The organism is Dysgonomonas gadei ATCC BAA-286 (assembly GCF_000213555.1).
Taxonomy (GTDB): domain Bacteria; phylum Bacteroidota; class Bacteroidia; order Bacteroidales; family Dysgonomonadaceae; genus Dysgonomonas; species Dysgonomonas gadei.
Genome location: NZ_GL891986.1, coordinates 177621 through 192266 on the forward strand (window position 1 = coordinate 177621; position 14646 = coordinate 192266).

Sequence of the window (14646 nt, forward strand, 5' to 3'; positions counted from 1 at the left end):
CTCATTTGCTAATATGCTAATCTACAGATTTACGAATCAATCTTTCAAAGAACTACAAGCTGACAGCTAAAGGCTATCGGCTAATATATAGATAAACTTTCTCAAAAAAAATAAATTCCGTGTCATTACCCTATTATGTCTTATATTCTTTATTATAGCTATCATTGAACAATACAAGTCTTACTATTGTTTTATTATACTAACTAGGCAAATTATAAAAAACAGTAGTATGGAAAAAATGTACACAGCAGTAGCTACCTCGGTAGGAGGAAGAAGCGGTAGTGTCAAGTCTTCGGACGGAGTACTGAACCTGGAAGTAAGACCTCCTAAAGAAATGGGCGGCCCGGGTGGTAATTACACTAATCCTGAACAACTTTTTGCGGCAGGTTATTCCGCTTGCTTCGGCAGCGCACTAAGCCACGTTTCACTAGCCAAAAAGATTCACATAAAACCGGAAGTGACCGCCAAGGTAAGTATTGGCACAAAAGAAGGTGGCGGCTTTCAACTGGCTGTGGAAATGGATGTACATATAAAAGGGATCAGCCAGCAAGAAGCTGAAGAACTGGTTAAAGAAGCACATCAGGTATGCCCTTACTCCAATGCTACACGAAACAATATAGAAGTAACTTTGAAAGTGACTACTGAGAATAAATAATTAAGCAGTTTTACTGCCCTGTATTTATTATTATATATGGATTGATTTTTTGGATAAAGGCGTGAGCGTATGTTCACGCTTTTTATTTGATAATAACTAGGTATGTCTTCAGCTGTAATTTGTTTTACATTTAGTGAGTTTCCATATAACAATCATATATCAAAAAAGTTCACAAAAACCCAATAGAAAATATATATGACATATAAATGCATATTTTTATGCCAAAAAGACATTAAATCAAAAATTATTCCTTACATTTGTATCGTGAATTAGGTTATCAATAATTTACAAGTATAACGAACAAAGAATACCATGAACAAGATGGGATTTCTTTGTTTTTTTTATGCCTGTAAGTCTATAAAGATTGTTTTTAAATTAAAATTTTTTGGTTATGAAAAGGTTATCAATTTTATTTGTAGCGGTACTGGCGTTCAGTATCAGTTCATTTGCGAGCAACGATTATGAGGTTTTGTGGGTATTGAATAACAAGAGCACATTCAATACAGTAACCGATTATGTACAGGCGACTCCTGCACAGAAAGAACAACTCGGAAATATATTCTACGATTCGGCGGAGAAGCTGAAAGATGCATTGCAGGATAACGACAAAGAGGGGGCATGGAAAGCCTTAGCCTTCAATTTGGCAAACACAAAATCTGTATTATCTGCACAGCAATACCGTAAATATCTGGCAATATTAAATGCTACATATCAGCAGACACAAGGTGTTCTTGTAGCTAATAAATAAGATGTGATGTTTATTAAACAAATTGGAGGGAAGGATTTATTCTTCCCTTTATTTTTTCAAAACAGTTCAATACCTTCTCTGTATGTCTTGAATTTCAGTTCGGGAAGCAGTTCTTTTCTCATACGCCTCGTATCTCCATAATAAGACACCATTCCTATTTTTACAAAATCAACAGTCAACGGGCTTTGCGTACCAAAAAAAACAGAGAACAACTCAAACCCGCGTGCAGCCGTCATTATCATCCACACGGGCATGCGCCACGGTTTGTGATTTCCTTTATAGATTGTTATATCGTCAAGAAACTGTTGCAAAGTCTGTACACCTTCATCCCCAATATGATAAATTCCCTTTACACCGGGGTTTAGAGTGGCCGCAATAGTTGCATCCACAAAATCTGATTTCGAGATAAGATGTATATCGGTTGGTTTCTTCCACACTCCCAGCAACCTGTGACGGGCAAACCATTGTGCTGCATCTATCATAAGAATTCCTTCACCATACACCATCCCTACCCGCAAAGAGACAGCTTCGAAACCACATTTTTCTCCATACCGGAACAAGAGTCTTTCTTCTTCAAGACGTGTTTTTGCATGCATGGATTCCGGTTTTCCGTCCAATACTCCGGTCGCCGGATTTTGCGGGCTGCATTCACCTTCTACATGAGGGAAACTGATAAGGATGATGCGTTTTACTTTTTGTCGGATAGCAACATCTAACAGGTTATTGAAGTATTGAGTATTCGTAGTAGGCAGGAATTTTTCGGGATTCGCTTTGAATAGTATTCCCGCAAAATGAACGATTACATCGACATTGTCGAGTGCATCGCACAATGTCTCCTTGCTTGCTAAATCTACTTTGAAAACGGATATATTTTCTTTTTCTTTCAGGTTCCCGGCAATATCTTTCTTATGTGTCAGCAGATTTAGATACACATCCATATCTTTCATCCCCTGAGCTAATAGTCCGCCAAGATTGCCTGCCGCTCCCGTTATTGCTATTCGTTTCATGTTAAGTTTATTTAAGCCGTAAAGATAAGTCTAGTTTATTATTATATAGTCATTTATTGAAACTATAATATCAAATTTTGTAATGCGGTATGCTCTTTTTTTTATAATTTTAGTTTCCGAATTTAGCTATATAATACCTGTATATTAATAATATAAACATTAAACACCATGAAAGAACTAAAAATGTTTATCGACGGCAAATTTGTAGAAAACGCATCCGGAAAATGGATAGACGTACTGAACCCGTCGACAGAAGAAGTAATCTCGCGGCAACCCGAAGGCACAATCGAAGACGCCCGCAAGGCAATAGATGCGGCCGAAAAAGCACAGGATAAATGGGCAGCTACTCCTGCCGTAGAAAGAGCAAGCTATCTGATCAAGATTGCAGCAGGCATCCGCAAACGGGAAAAAGAACTGACCGATATCATTGTCCGTGAAGGTGGTAAAACTCAGGGACTGGCAAACGTAGAAGTCCTTTTCACAGCCGATTATCTCGAATATATGGCAGGATGGGCACGCAGATATGAAGGTGAAATTATCCAGAGCGACCGTCCGCACGAAAACATTTTCCTGTTTAAGAAACCTATCGGTGTCACTACGGGTATTCTCCCGTGGAACTTCCCGTTCTTCCTCATTGCCCGTAAGGCTGCTCCTGCATTGGTGACGGGAAATACAATCGTGGTAAAGCCCAGCCAGATTACTCCTGAGAATGCATATGTATTCGCCCGGATAGTTGAAGAAGTGGGTATGCCTGCCGGTGTATTCAACCTTATAATGGGACGTGGTTCCGTTATCGGGCACGAACTGGCTGCTAACCCGAAAGTAGGAATGGTAAGCCTTACCGGAAGCGTTGGCGCAGGACAACAGACAATGGCTGCCGCAGCTCCGAATATCACAAAAGTATCCCTCGAACTGGGCGGAAAAGCTCCGGCTATCGTTATGGATGATGCTGATATAGATTTGGCGGTGAAATCGATAATCGCATCCCGTGTCATCAATACAGGGCAGGTTTGTAACTGTGCCGAACGGGTATATGTACACAAGAAAGTGAAAGACATATTCCTTGAAAAACTGGTTGCAGGCATGAAAGCCGTCAAAGCGGGTAATCCTTCCGAAATAGTAGATTTGGATATGGGACCTCTAGTAGAAGCCAACGCATTAAAATTAGTGGAAGAAAAAGTAGCGAAAGCCGTGAATCAGGGCTGTAAACTTCTTTGTGGCGGCAAGCGTATCGGAACGAAAGGCTATTTCTTCGAGCCTACTGTTCTCGCTGATGCCACTCAGAAAATGGATATTATACAAGAAGAAACATTTGGTCCGGTATTGCCTGTCGTTGAATTTTCCGATATAAACGATGCCATTGAATGGGCTAACGATTGTGAATATGGGCTGACATCTTCCGTTTATACTCAGAATCTGGATACTGCATTCAAATTGGTAAGAGCGCTTAAATTCGGAGAAACATACATCAACCGTGAAAACTTTGAAGCTATGCAGGGATTCCATGCCGGATGGCGCAAATCGGGAATCGGCGGCGCTGATGGTAAACACGGGCTTGAAGAATATCTTCAGACACATGTAGTGTATCTGGAAACAAAAGGCTGATAAGTCTAATAATAAAAAACTCAAAGTACTGCTGGCTTTGTAGTTTTTTATATTATTACCTTTATAGCGATCAACTAATTTAAGATAAAGATGAAAGTAGGATTATTTATCCCCTGCTATGTAAATGCCATATATCCCGAAGTGGGGGTAGCCTCATACAAGCTCCTCGATTATCTGGGTGTGGATGTGGATTATCCCATCGATCAGACCTGTTGCGGGCAACCGATGGCGAATGCAGGTTTTGAAGACAAAGCCATTCCTTTGGCAAAACAGTTCGAAAAACTTTTCGACAAATACGACTATATCGTCGCTCCGTCGGCCAGTTGCGCCGCTTTTGTAAAAGAAAATTATCCCCGCCTGCTGGAGAAAGAACAGCATCTGTGCCAGACAAGCGGAAAAATATATGACCTGTGCGAGTTCCTTCACGATATATTGAAAGTGGACAAACTTCCGGGTAACTTCCCTCATAAAGTGAGTGTACATAACAGTTGCCACGGCGTGCGGGAACTACATTTGTCTTCGGCAAGCGAACTGAATATTCCCCGTTACTCAAAGGTCAGGGATTTACTGTCCTTAGTAGAGGGAGTAGAAGTACTGGAACCTCAGAAAGTCGATGAATGCTGCGGCTTTGGAGGAATGTTTTCTATCGAAGAACCTTCCGTATCTGTATGTATGGGGCAGGATAAAGTAAGGAACCATATGGCTACCGGGGCAGAATATATAACCGGAGCCGATAGTTCATGCCTGATGCATATGCAGGGAGTGGTCAGCAGAGAGAACCTTCCTATTAAGTTTATTCATGTTATTCAAATTTTAGCTGCGGGACTATGAGTACAAAACATACGAAGGCGGCAGACCGCTTTATTGCTAATAAAGAGCAGGAGACATGGCATAATGAAACCCTTTGGATGGTACGCGAAAAACGCGACCGCATGGCAATGGCTATCCCCGAATGGGAGCACTTGCGTGAACTGGCTGCGAAGGTGAAGATGCATACCATTACCCATCTCGACCAATATCTCGAAAAATTTGTCAGTAATGCCGAATCCAACGGTGTTATTATTCATTGGGCAAAAGATGCGGCGGAGCATAACCAAATTGTTTATGATATCCTGTCGAAACATAATGTAAAGAAGCTGGTAAAAAGTAAATCTATGCTTACCGAAGAATGTCACCTGAACCCATACCTGATAGACAGGGGAATAGATGTGGTCGAGAGTGATTTGGGTGAGCGCATTCTCCAACTGATGAACGAGCCGCCGAGCCACATTGTAATGCCTGCGATTCACCTGAAGCGGCAGGAAGTAGGCAAGCTCTTCGAAGATAAGTTGCATACCGAAAAAGATAACAGTGATCCTACATACCTTACCCGCGCTGCCCGTCAGCATTTGCGCAATGAATTCCTGACAGCCGGTGCAAGTATGACGGGGGCCAACTTCGGTGTGGCGGAGACCGGTGACGTAGTAGTCTGCACCAACGAAGGGAATGCGGATATGGGTACGTCGCTACCCAAAGTACACATCGTATCGATGGGAATAGAGAAGATTATACCCGACCACCGTGCCTTGAGTGTATACACCCGTCTGCTCGCGCGTTCGGCCACGGGGCAGCCTGTAACGACTTATACTTCCCATTTCCGCAAGCCGCGCAAAGGTTGTGAAATGCACATTGTACTGGTCGATAACGGACGAAGTGGAATACTCGGAAATAAGGAACATATACAAACACTGAAATGTATCCGTTGCGGGGCATGCATGAATACATGTCCTGTTTATCGGAGAAGCGGCGGGTATTCCTATACTTATTTTATACCCGGTCCTATAGGTATTAATCTGGGAATGCTGAAATCGCCGGAAGAATACGCTGATAATGTTTCGGCCTGTTCGCTGTGCTATTCATGTAACAATGTTTGTCCGGTAAAAATAGATCTGGCAGATCAGATATACCGTTGGCGGCAGAATCTAGATTCGTTTCACAAGGCGGATAAGATGAAGAAGATAATGTCATGGGGTATGAAATTCCTGTTTATGCACCCGGCTTTATACAAGACAGGACTGAAATTTGCACCGGTTGTAAATCACCTGCCACGATTTATGCTGTATAACGGATTAAACGATTGGGGTAAAGGACGAGAACTGCCACAATTTGCCAGCGAATCGTTTACCGAGATGTGGAAAAAAGGGAAAGTACAAACGAATAAAGCAGGAAGCGATGAACAGTAAAAACAATATATTAGGAAATATAAGGCGGCATATAACAGACAGGTATGAGATGCCCGATATAGATATAGAAGGAATACAATATCCCGATAAAGTCGCCCAATTTATAGAAATAAGTAAGGCTGTAGGAGGAGATGCGATTGTCTTGAAAGAGGGGGAGGATATAAATGAAGTTATACGTTCGTTATACGCCGACGCTAAAGTGATAGCTTCCAATTTGCCCGACATCACTATCGCAACCATCAATCCGGATAATGCCGCGGATCCGCACGAATTGAATGGGATAGACCTGGCTATAATAGAAGGAGAAGTCGGTGTTGCCGAAAACGGATGTGTATGGATTCCACAGAATGTAAAGGAGAAAGTGGTTTACTTTATTTCAGAATACCTGGTTATCGTACTCAACAGGAAGGCTGTGGTAAATAATATGCATGAAGCCTATGATAGGCTAACCTTTAATGACTATGGTTTCGGTGTATTTATTTCCGGCCCGTCTAAAACGGCTGATATAGAACAGTCGCTGGTTGTAGGGGCACATGGTGCAAAAGGAGTGACGGTTATATTGAAGTAGAAAATATAGGGGTGAAAAATTTTTCACCCCTACTCTATTCAATATAAATACTTAAAACGCCTAAAGATTCAAACTTTGCTTACAAGCGCTTTTATATTAGATAAGACAGAAAAAATCATTCTGCCACTCCTTTTACAAATTCAAGTACGACATTTCCCTCTTTGGAGAATGTCAGTTTATCGCCATTCAATCCGGCTTGCAGTGGACTGGCAAGAAGTCCTGTAAATAAACCTTCTCCTTTCAGACTCGGACAAGCCATCTTTGTAGACATCACTGGGCCAAAAGTCACCGTGTTTTCCTGTAGTGTGTATGATGTACGATATGTGTTACAACCTCCATTACCGAATGCTTTTCCATCTGCTGTGAATTCCAACGTAGGAGTTTTTCCTGTAAACAATGTAGCCATATCGCCACCGGCTATAGACGTAAGGGTCCAAGCTCCGGCTAAGTTTTCTGCATTTACAATATCCGTAGCTGCTGCTACTTTAGGAGCTTCGCCTTTTTCGAACTGTAGTATCACTGTTTTATCTTCAGACAACGTCAGTAACCCTTCTTTGTCTAATGACAAGATGAGGTTAGGAGTAGAAAGGGCTGTGAAAAACTGGGGCTCTTTATTCGCTTGTACGCACATCATCATTGTTGCAGCCAGATTAGGTGCAGAAAATTCATTCTTATCTGTCAGTGTAAAAGCTCCCGTAAATCCATTACATCCGCCATTACCGGAGACCAGATTTTTAGCGAAATCGAATTGCAGATAGGGCAATGTTCCCGCAAATGCTGTTTTAGCATCTTCACCTTTCAGAGTTTTAAGTGTCCAATAACCTTCCAGTTGGGTTTTATCAACCGGTTTTGCTGAATTGCAACTTTGTAAGCCGAATGTAAGTGTTATAATTGCGATTACAAGAACCGCCGGATTTAAAATACGTTTCATAATTAATATTTTAATGATAATTCTATTACTTTAATTCAAATCTGTCGGCATCTTTCCATACTGGAAATTTAGCCCTGAATTGCTCCAACTCCAATTTTGATAAACAAACAGTTTCGACCTGCCCTAGGTTCAGGCCGAGAGAGAGTATTTCATCCCCTTTGGCATCGACAACCTTTGAGCCGCCTTCGTGTATCAGTCCGTTACCATCCTTTCCTATCCGGTTTACCCCACATACATAAGCCATATTCTCAAGAGCACGGGCCGTTAACAACGCGTTCCATACTTTTGCCCGTGAAGCCGGCCAGTTAGCCGTGTAAATGAGCAGATCATACTCATTATCAATATTTCTTGCCCATACGGGAAACCGTAAGTCGTAACAAATAAGTAAACAGATATTGAAGCCTTTATGTTCAAAGATCAAACGTTTACCTCCTGCTGAAAAAGACTGAGGTTCAGCTCCCATGCGGAAGAGATGGCGTTTGTCGTAATAGAATTCTTTATCAGGAGTAATGAAAAATCCCCGGTTATAAAAATCAGTATTTTCTTCGGCTATATAACTACCGCATACAGCAACATCATATTGCGCAGCCCACTGTTTCAATAAGGTTATAGTATTACCGCTAACCGGCTCTGCCAGATTATGGCTGTTCATGGAAAAACCTGTAGTGTACATTTCGGGTAGAATTACAACATCGGTTTTACCTTCGAGACCTGATACAACAGTATGTATATAATCGAGGTTCTTTTGTTTATTTTCCCATGCAATGTCGTATTGCACAAGACTAATCCTGAGTTTACAGTCTTGTAGCATAGCGCGTTATAGTTATGATTTTATACTATGGATAGTTGTAAGTTAAGGGTAGACGAGATACAAGTTAACTCTTTCTCTTTTACTCCCGTTTTATACTCTTTACTTCCTACAAAGAAAAATATTGAGGGTGCTTTGCAACCACTCCTTTATAGCAGGCTTTAATTATTTCCAGATCGGCATCCACATCTCCTGTAGGCATCAGAATCTTCTTAAAGTCAGCCTCTTTCTTACCATAATCGAGTGCTGCAACAACAATCGGTACATTAGCAGCCAAAGCGATGAAATAGAATCCTTTTTTCCATTCTGCATTCAGTTTACGGGTAGCTTCAGGAGTTATAGCCAGTTGAAAATTTTCTCTCTTTGCATATATTTCCGACATCTGCTCAGTCAGTGAAGTTTTTCGTGAACGGTCTACAGGAATACCGCCAAGTCCTTTGAAAATAAGATTCATAGGAAAAAAGAACCACTCTTTCTTGATCAGGAATGATGCTTTTCTGCCTAATGCACTATAAACAGTCAATCCTAAAGGTAAATCCCAGTTACTTGTATGCGGTGCAACACAGATAACACATTTTTCAGGCAGCTCGGTCTGCCCGGTTATTTTCCACCCGATAAGACGGAGAATAAAATTACTGAAACTTTTCATTAACCCAGAGCTGCTATTTCTTTGGCAATCGTATTTGTTTGTTCCTGGATATCAACTCTTAATTTTTTATAATAAGACTTAACTCTGCCTTTCACATCCTTGCCTTCATTTACATTCACACGCTTCAGCAATTCGTTTTGGACTTCTACTATATGGGTAATGACTTTGTCGGCAGCTTCCTTATCCGCATCGACTACGAATATCTTATAAAACAGACAGTCTACATACAGTAATTCCATCGTTGCAATTATACTTTTTTTTAGTTTTCGTCTGCTACTCATAAGAAAATATTTTTTATACGTTTATATCTTTATTATCTTTGTGCTCCTTTGAAGCGAAGAGGTATTTTATGTCTTATCTCCAAATCATAAACAACAAGCGTTGTTGTGTTTAGATAAGCAATAAATAGGTCTGAAGCCTTAAAGTGCGTGGCAAAGGTACTAAAAAAGATACTCATAAACTTACGCATTAGAAATTAATAAGTATTAAATAAAATAAACCGCAAAGCAATATTGTACAACTAAGGGAAAGAGTGTCTCTGATGATATACATCTCAATTTAGCTACTTATTGTCTTTATTAAGCTTAACAAAGTAATAAACAGGTCTGAGACCTTAATATAATATGGCAAAACAAAATAATAATCCGGATTATATCTTCGAAGCAAGTTGGGAGGTTTGTAACAAAGTAGGAGGAATATATACGGTATTATCTACCAGAGCCAAGTCGATGCAGGATGTATGCAAAGACAAGGTTGTATTTATAGGTCCGGATGTGTGGACAGAGAAAGAAAGTCCATGGTTTAAAGAAGATAAGGCACTTCTGGCAGACTGGAAAAAAACAGCAATAAAACAAGATAAATTAAATATCCGGATAGGTCGCTGGGATGTTCCGGGGCAACCTATTGTGGTGCTGGTTAATTTCAATCAGTTTTTCCCGGCAAAAGATGCGATATACGGCGATATGTGGCATAAGTTTGGTGTAGACTCGCTGAATGCTTATGGCGACTATGACGAATCATGTATGTTTGCATATGCTTCGGGTGCAGTTATCGAAAGTTTCTATAAATATCATAAACTTCAGAATAAAAATGTAGTCGCTCATTTCAATGAATGGATGTTGGGAATGGGTGCATTATACATAAAAGACCGTCTACCGAAAGTGGGGACGCTATTTACCACACATGCCACATCTATCGGACGTTCTATAGCCGGAAACGGTAAGCCTCTTTATAATTATCTGTCGGCCTATGATAGCGACCAGATGGCACGCGAACTGAACATGGAAGCAAAGCACTCAATAGAAAAGGCCGCAGCACGGCATGTAGATTGTTTTACGACTGTGAGCGATATTACAGCCCGGGAATGCCGCCAGTTGCTTCATCGCGACCCTATAGTTACGCCTAACGGATTCGAGAAAGATTTTATTCCGGTAGGACAGGAACACGAAGAAAAACGCCTGATAGCACGCAAGAAGCTCATTAATGTAGCCGAGAAATTATTGGGGTACGATATCCAGGAAGATGCTCTGCTGGTTGCTACCAGCGGGCGTTATGAGTACCGCAACAAAGGCATAGATGTGTTTATCGACGCTATGCACCGACTGGAGCAGATAAAACAGCTCGAAAAAGATGTGATCGCATTCATAATGGTGCCGGCATGGATTAGCGGTCCCCGTGCCGATCTGCAGGACAGATTAAAATTAAAAAAGACTCCGGGAACTGCTCTCAGTCATCCGCATATCACCCATTGGCTTCGTAATATGAATCACGATTCGGTACTGAACCAGATTAATTATCTGAAAATGGAGAACAAAGCCGAAGACCGGGTGAAAATTATCTTTGTTCCATCCTATCTCAATGGGAATGATGGTATCTTCAATATGCCGTATTACGATTTGCTAATAGGGCTGGATGTCACCGTATTTCCTTCTTACTATGAGCCTTGGGGATATACACCACACGAGAGTATTGCGTTCTCTGTACCTACTATTACGACATCTTTAGCCGGATTCGGATTATGGATGCGTAAAATGGGCGATGAAAAAGGTATGGACGACGGAGCTGAGGTTATAACCCGTGATGACTACAACTTTATTGAAGTGTCGGAAGATATCTGCAACCGCGTATTCGAAATGACGACAAAAAGTAATGAGCAGGAGAAGATCTTGCGTCAGGCAGCATTAGATAGGGCAGATATGGCCGATTGGGCACATTTCTATCAATATTACCAGGATGCCTACCGCATTGCTTTAGCTGAAGCGGCAAGCCGTACCTGAATTTCTTATTTCATTGCAAACGTTTGCAACAAGCAGGTAAGACTTAAACAAAATATATAACAATAGAACGTTCCAAATTCATTATATTTGTAGTTTCGAATAATAAACAAACAGCAAAACATATCCGTTATAATAAGGAATGAGAAAGGAATCTGAGGTCACAGACCTATTTATTATTCGGGCAAGCAGAAAAACAAAAGTACGTTATAATCTGAAAACATATCATCAAGTTCTATCAGTCACTTACAAAGTTTAAATAATATATTTATGAGAATTAAAGCAAGTTATTCTAACACTCCCTCTTGGAGGAGTGCGTATACACAAGTGAATCTGCCGAAAGAATTACTGCCACTGGAAAAAGTAGCACGTAATCTATGGTGGGTATGGAACAACGACGCAACAGACCTTTTCGCTGAATTTGATCCTGAACTTTGGAAAAAAAGCGAACACAATCCGGTTATCTTACTACAGAAAATTTCTTATGAAAGAATTGACGAAATTCTTAAAGACTCTATCCTGATGGATAAAGTGAAAAAAGTGATTAAGAATTTCGAATCATATATAGCCGAAAAATTTGATAAAGCAAAGCCATCCGTTGCATATTTCAGCATGGAGTATGGTTTTTCGCATGTATTGAAGATTTACTCAGGAGGTCTTGGAGTATTGGCGGGTGACTATCTGAAAGAAGCCAGTGATAGCCATGTAGACCTTACAGGCGTTGGATTCCTGTATCGTTATGGATATTTCACACAGTCTATTTCTCCTGACGGTCAGCAGGTAGCTAATTATGAGCCGCAGAACTTTGGCGAACTACCACTCGATCCGGTATTGAACGAAGACGGAAACCAGATGATTCTGGCTGTACCGTATCCGGATAGAGATATCTATGCAAACGTATGGAGAGTAAATGTAGGACGTATTAGTCTCTACTTACTTGATACTGATATTGACTTGAATAGTGAATATGACCGTCCTATTACTCACCAATTATATGGTGGCGACTGGGAGAACCGTCTGAAACAGGAATACCTGTTGGGTATCGGTGGTATTTTACTACTCAACAAACTGGGAATTAAGAAAGAAATATATCATTGTAATGAAGGCCATGCCGCATTGATTAATGTTCAGCGCCTACTTGACCTTATCGAAGGTGAAGGGCTTACATTCAATCAGGCATTGGAAGTTGTACGTGCTTCAGGTCTGTACACAGTGCATACTCCCGTTCCGGCAGGGCACGACTATTTCGATGAAGGTCTCCTTGGCAAATATCTTGGCAGCTATCCGGCCCGCCTGGGTATCTCATGGCAGGATTTCGTAGACATGGGACGTGAGCATCCGGGTAGCGGGGAAAAGTTCAGCATGAGTGTATTTGCACTAAACACCTGCCTTGAAGCCAATGGCGTAAGTTACCTGCATGGAATCGTTTCGCGTCATATGTTCCAGCCTGTATGGCCGGGATATTTCCCCGAAGAACTGCATGTAGGACATGTAACGAATGGTGTACATATGCCGACATGGACAGCGAAGGAAATGAAAGAACTATATGAGAGGACATTCGATAAGAATTTCTATAACGACCAGTCTAATCATGAAATATGGGATAATATATACAGTGTTCCCGATGCTGAAATCTGGAAACTGCGCCTGGCAATGAAGAAGCGTCTGGTATCTTATGTTCAGGAGCAAATGAAAGAAGGATGGATAAAGAACCAGAAAGCGCCGTCTGCAATATTCAACATTGTGGATAAGATCAATCCCGATGCGTTGCTTGTAGGTTTCGGCCGTCGTTTTGCGACATATAAGCGTGCTCACTTATTATTTACTGATCTCGACCGTTTATCGAAACTGGTAAATAACGAGAAATATCCGATACAGTTCCTGTATACAGGAAAGGCTCACCCTGCCGATGGAGCCGGACAAGGTTTGATCAAACAGATTGTAGAGATTTCGCGCCGTCCTGAATTTTTCGGAAAGATCATTTTTCTTGAAAACTATGACATGCGTCTTGCCAAACGCCTTATATCAGGTGTTGATATCTGGTTGAATACGCCGACACGCCCATTGGAGGCTTCCGGTACATCCGGTGAAAAAGCAGAAATGAACGGGGTGCTTAACTTCTCTGTCCTTGACGGATGGTGGTATGAAGGCTATCGCAAAGATGCAGGCTGGTGTCTGACAGAGAAACGCACTTATACCAATCAGGCATATCAGGATGAACTGGATGCTTCGGAAATATACTCTATGTTCGAGAACGAGATACTTCCATTGTATTATGCCCGCAATTCGAAAGGATATTCCCCTGAATGGATTCAGTATATCAAGAACTCTATCGCCAATATCGCTCCGGAATATACAACCAAGCGTATGATCGACGATTATATCAAGAACTTCTATAAACCGGAAGAAAGCCGTTCTAAGTTGGTTACAGCAAACAACTATGCCAAGGCTAAAGAATTGGCAGCATGGAAAGAAGATACTGCCGCTAACTGGGATAAATTCACCATAGAACAATTGACATTCAACGGGCAAGATTTAAGAGACGGCGCCGGACTGTCCTCCCCTAACCTTACTGAAGGTGAGAAATTGAAAGTGGAAGTAGTCCTTGACAAGAAGGATATGAAAGGTGATCTAGGCGTAGAATGTGTACTTACCGAATATGACGCGGAGAAGAAGGTTGACAAATTCATATCGACTCAGGAATTCAAGTTAGTAAAGCAGGAAGGATCGAAACTGTATTTCGAAATGAATGCCGAAGCTAAAATACCGGGCTTGTGTAATTTCGCATACCGTGTGTTCCCTAAACATCCGGACATGGCTCACCGTATGGACTTTGCTTATGTACGCTGGATTTGATAGTCTTTAAAGCAAAATAAGAGAATAACAGTTCTCGATAAAATGAACCCTAAAAGTTTGACAACTTTTAGGGTTTGTTTTTATGGTAAAAAGTTCGGGACACTTTTTACTATCTCACAGGGAGTTCCAATAGAAACGGGCAGTAAGATGATGGGGCATACTAATATCAAAACGACCCGGATTTACGCCAAGATAACAAAAGAGAAAACCAGTCAAGATATGGAAGCCCTTTCTCATAAATTGAAATCATTAGAAAAGCAAATGATAAAACAAATCCAAGATAATGTAATATTTTATGTGAATCATACGACTAACCTATAAAAC

At 41.1% G+C, this 14646-nt stretch carries 13 protein-coding genes and 1 pseudogene; 9 read left to right on the forward strand and 5 right to left on the reverse strand.

Annotation, left to right across the window (positions count from 1 at the left end):
• Positions 1-229 precede the first annotated feature (229 nt).
• Together HMPREF9455_RS14590 and HMPREF9455_RS14595 are read left to right on the forward strand one after the other, a co-directional pair.
• Complete coding sequence (locus HMPREF9455_RS14590; RefSeq protein WP_006800492.1) at positions 230-655, forward strand: organic hydroperoxide resistance protein; 426 nt, start codon at positions 230-232, stop codon at positions 653-655.
• A gap of 391 nt (positions 656-1046) precedes the next feature.
• Positions 1047-1403, forward strand: a complete 357-nt coding sequence (locus tag HMPREF9455_RS14595; protein WP_006800493.1) for a hypothetical protein — start codon at positions 1047-1049, stop codon at positions 1401-1403.
• Positions 1404-1459: 56 nt separating this feature from the next.
• Here the strand turns inward: HMPREF9455_RS14595 and HMPREF9455_RS14600 are convergent, their stop codons facing one another.
• A complete protein-coding gene (locus HMPREF9455_RS14600; RefSeq protein WP_006800494.1) occupies positions 1460-2410 on the reverse strand; it encodes an NAD-dependent epimerase/dehydratase family protein in 951 nt (316 codons plus the stop codon).
• A 168-nt stretch (positions 2411-2578) separates the two neighbouring features.
• On the opposite strand from HMPREF9455_RS14600, the gene aldA reads away from it, so the two are divergent.
• The 4 genes from aldA to HMPREF9455_RS14620 all read left to right on the forward strand — a co-directional run bounded on the left by aldA (position 2579) and on the right by HMPREF9455_RS14620 (position 6805).
• Positions 2579-4015: an aldehyde dehydrogenase gene (gene aldA / locus HMPREF9455_RS14605; protein ID WP_006800495.1), complete on the forward strand. Its 1437-nt coding sequence runs from the start codon at positions 2579-2581 to the stop codon at positions 4013-4015.
• Between the two features lie 90 nt (positions 4016-4105).
• Complete coding sequence (locus HMPREF9455_RS14610; protein ID WP_006800496.1) at positions 4106-4846, forward strand: (Fe-S)-binding protein; 741 nt, start codon at positions 4106-4108, stop codon at positions 4844-4846.
• Complete coding sequence (locus HMPREF9455_RS14615) at positions 4843-6237, forward strand: lactate utilization protein B (protein WP_006800497.1); 1395 nt, start codon at positions 4843-4845, stop codon at positions 6235-6237. Before HMPREF9455_RS14610 ends, HMPREF9455_RS14615 begins: the two co-directional genes overlap by 4 nt.
• Entirely contained in the window at positions 6227-6805 is a 579-nt protein-coding gene (locus tag HMPREF9455_RS14620; protein WP_006800498.1) for a LutC/YkgG family protein, read from the forward strand. Before HMPREF9455_RS14615 ends, HMPREF9455_RS14620 begins: the two co-directional genes overlap by 11 nt.
• 115 nt (positions 6806-6920) lie before the next feature.
• On the opposite strand, the gene HMPREF9455_RS14625 is transcribed toward HMPREF9455_RS14620, so the two are convergent.
• The 4 genes from HMPREF9455_RS14625 to HMPREF9455_RS14640 all read right to left on the reverse strand — a co-directional run bounded on the left by HMPREF9455_RS14625 (position 6921) and on the right by HMPREF9455_RS14640 (position 9474).
• Positions 6921-7736, reverse strand: a complete 816-nt coding sequence (locus tag HMPREF9455_RS14625; protein ID WP_006800499.1) for an META domain-containing protein — start codon at positions 7734-7736, stop codon at positions 6921-6923.
• 25 nt (positions 7737-7761) lie between these two features.
• Positions 7762-8547 carry a nitrilase family protein gene (locus HMPREF9455_RS14630; RefSeq protein ID WP_006800500.1) on the reverse strand — a complete coding sequence of 262 codons (786 nt, stop codon included), beginning with the start codon at positions 8545-8547 and terminating at the stop codon, positions 7762-7764.
• Between the two features lie 106 nt (positions 8548-8653).
• Positions 8654-9193 carry a 1-acyl-sn-glycerol-3-phosphate acyltransferase gene (locus HMPREF9455_RS14635; protein WP_006800501.1) on the reverse strand — a complete coding sequence of 180 codons (540 nt, stop codon included), beginning with the start codon at positions 9191-9193 and terminating at the stop codon, positions 8654-8656.
• Entirely contained in the window at positions 9193-9474 is a 282-nt protein-coding gene (locus HMPREF9455_RS14640) for a hypothetical protein (RefSeq protein ID WP_006800502.1), read from the reverse strand. Before HMPREF9455_RS14640 ends, HMPREF9455_RS14635 begins: the two co-directional genes overlap by 1 nt.
• A gap of 342 nt (positions 9475-9816) precedes the next feature.
• On the opposite strand from HMPREF9455_RS14640, the gene HMPREF9455_RS14645 reads away from it, so the two are divergent.
• From HMPREF9455_RS14645 to HMPREF9455_RS14655, 3 genes and pseudogenes are all read left to right on the forward strand, one after another.
• Entirely contained in the window at positions 9817-11469 is a 1653-nt protein-coding gene (locus tag HMPREF9455_RS14645; protein WP_006800504.1) for a glycogen/starch synthase, read from the forward strand.
• A gap of 267 nt (positions 11470-11736) precedes the next feature.
• On the forward strand, positions 11737-14322 hold the full coding sequence (glgP, locus tag HMPREF9455_RS14650; protein ID WP_006800505.1) for an alpha-glucan family phosphorylase: 2586 nt from the start codon (positions 11737-11739) through the stop codon (positions 14320-14322).
• A gap of 114 nt (positions 14323-14436) precedes the next feature.
• Positions 14437-14643: pseudogene (locus HMPREF9455_RS14655) on the forward strand (hypothetical protein); the annotation flags it as partial.
• Between the last annotated feature and the right edge of the window lie 3 nt (positions 14644-14646).

Bases quoted from the DNA above. Each gene is read 5' to 3' on its own strand.
- HMPREF9455_RS14630 (WP_006800500.1), bottom strand. From the start codon at position 8,547: ATGCTACAAGACTGTAAACTCAGGATTAGTCTTGTGCAATACGACATT.
- HMPREF9455_RS14600 (WP_006800494.1), bottom strand. From the start codon at position 2,410: ATGAAACGAATAGCAATAACGGGAGCGGCAGGCAATCTTGGCGGACTA.
- HMPREF9455_RS14635 (WP_006800501.1), bottom strand. From the start codon at position 9,193: ATGAAAAGTTTCAGTAATTTTATTCTCCGTCTTATCGGGTGGAAAATA.
- HMPREF9455_RS14645 (WP_006800504.1), top strand. From the start codon at position 9,817: ATGGCAAAACAAAATAATAATCCGGATTATATCTTCGAAGCAAGTTGG.
- HMPREF9455_RS14620 (WP_006800498.1), top strand. From the start codon at position 6,227: ATGAACAGTAAAAACAATATATTAGGAAATATAAGGCGGCATATAACA.
- HMPREF9455_RS14625 (WP_006800499.1), bottom strand. From the start codon at position 7,736: ATGAAACGTATTTTAAATCCGGCGGTTCTTGTAATCGCAATTATAACA.
- HMPREF9455_RS14595 (WP_006800493.1), top strand. From the start codon at position 1,047: ATGAAAAGGTTATCAATTTTATTTGTAGCGGTACTGGCGTTCAGTATC.
- aldA (WP_006800495.1), top strand. From the start codon at position 2,579: ATGAAAGAACTAAAAATGTTTATCGACGGCAAATTTGTAGAAAACGCA.
- glgP (WP_006800505.1), top strand. From the start codon at position 11,737: ATGAGAATTAAAGCAAGTTATTCTAACACTCCCTCTTGGAGGAGTGCG.
- HMPREF9455_RS14590 (WP_006800492.1), top strand. From the start codon at position 230: ATGGAAAAAATGTACACAGCAGTAGCTACCTCGGTAGGAGGAAGAAGC.
- HMPREF9455_RS14615 (WP_006800497.1), top strand. From the start codon at position 4,843: ATGAGTACAAAACATACGAAGGCGGCAGACCGCTTTATTGCTAATAAA.
- HMPREF9455_RS14640 (WP_006800502.1), bottom strand. From the start codon at position 9,474: ATGAGTAGCAGACGAAAACTAAAAAAAAGTATAATTGCAACGATGGAA.
- HMPREF9455_RS14610 (WP_006800496.1), top strand. From the start codon at position 4,106: ATGAAAGTAGGATTATTTATCCCCTGCTATGTAAATGCCATATATCCC.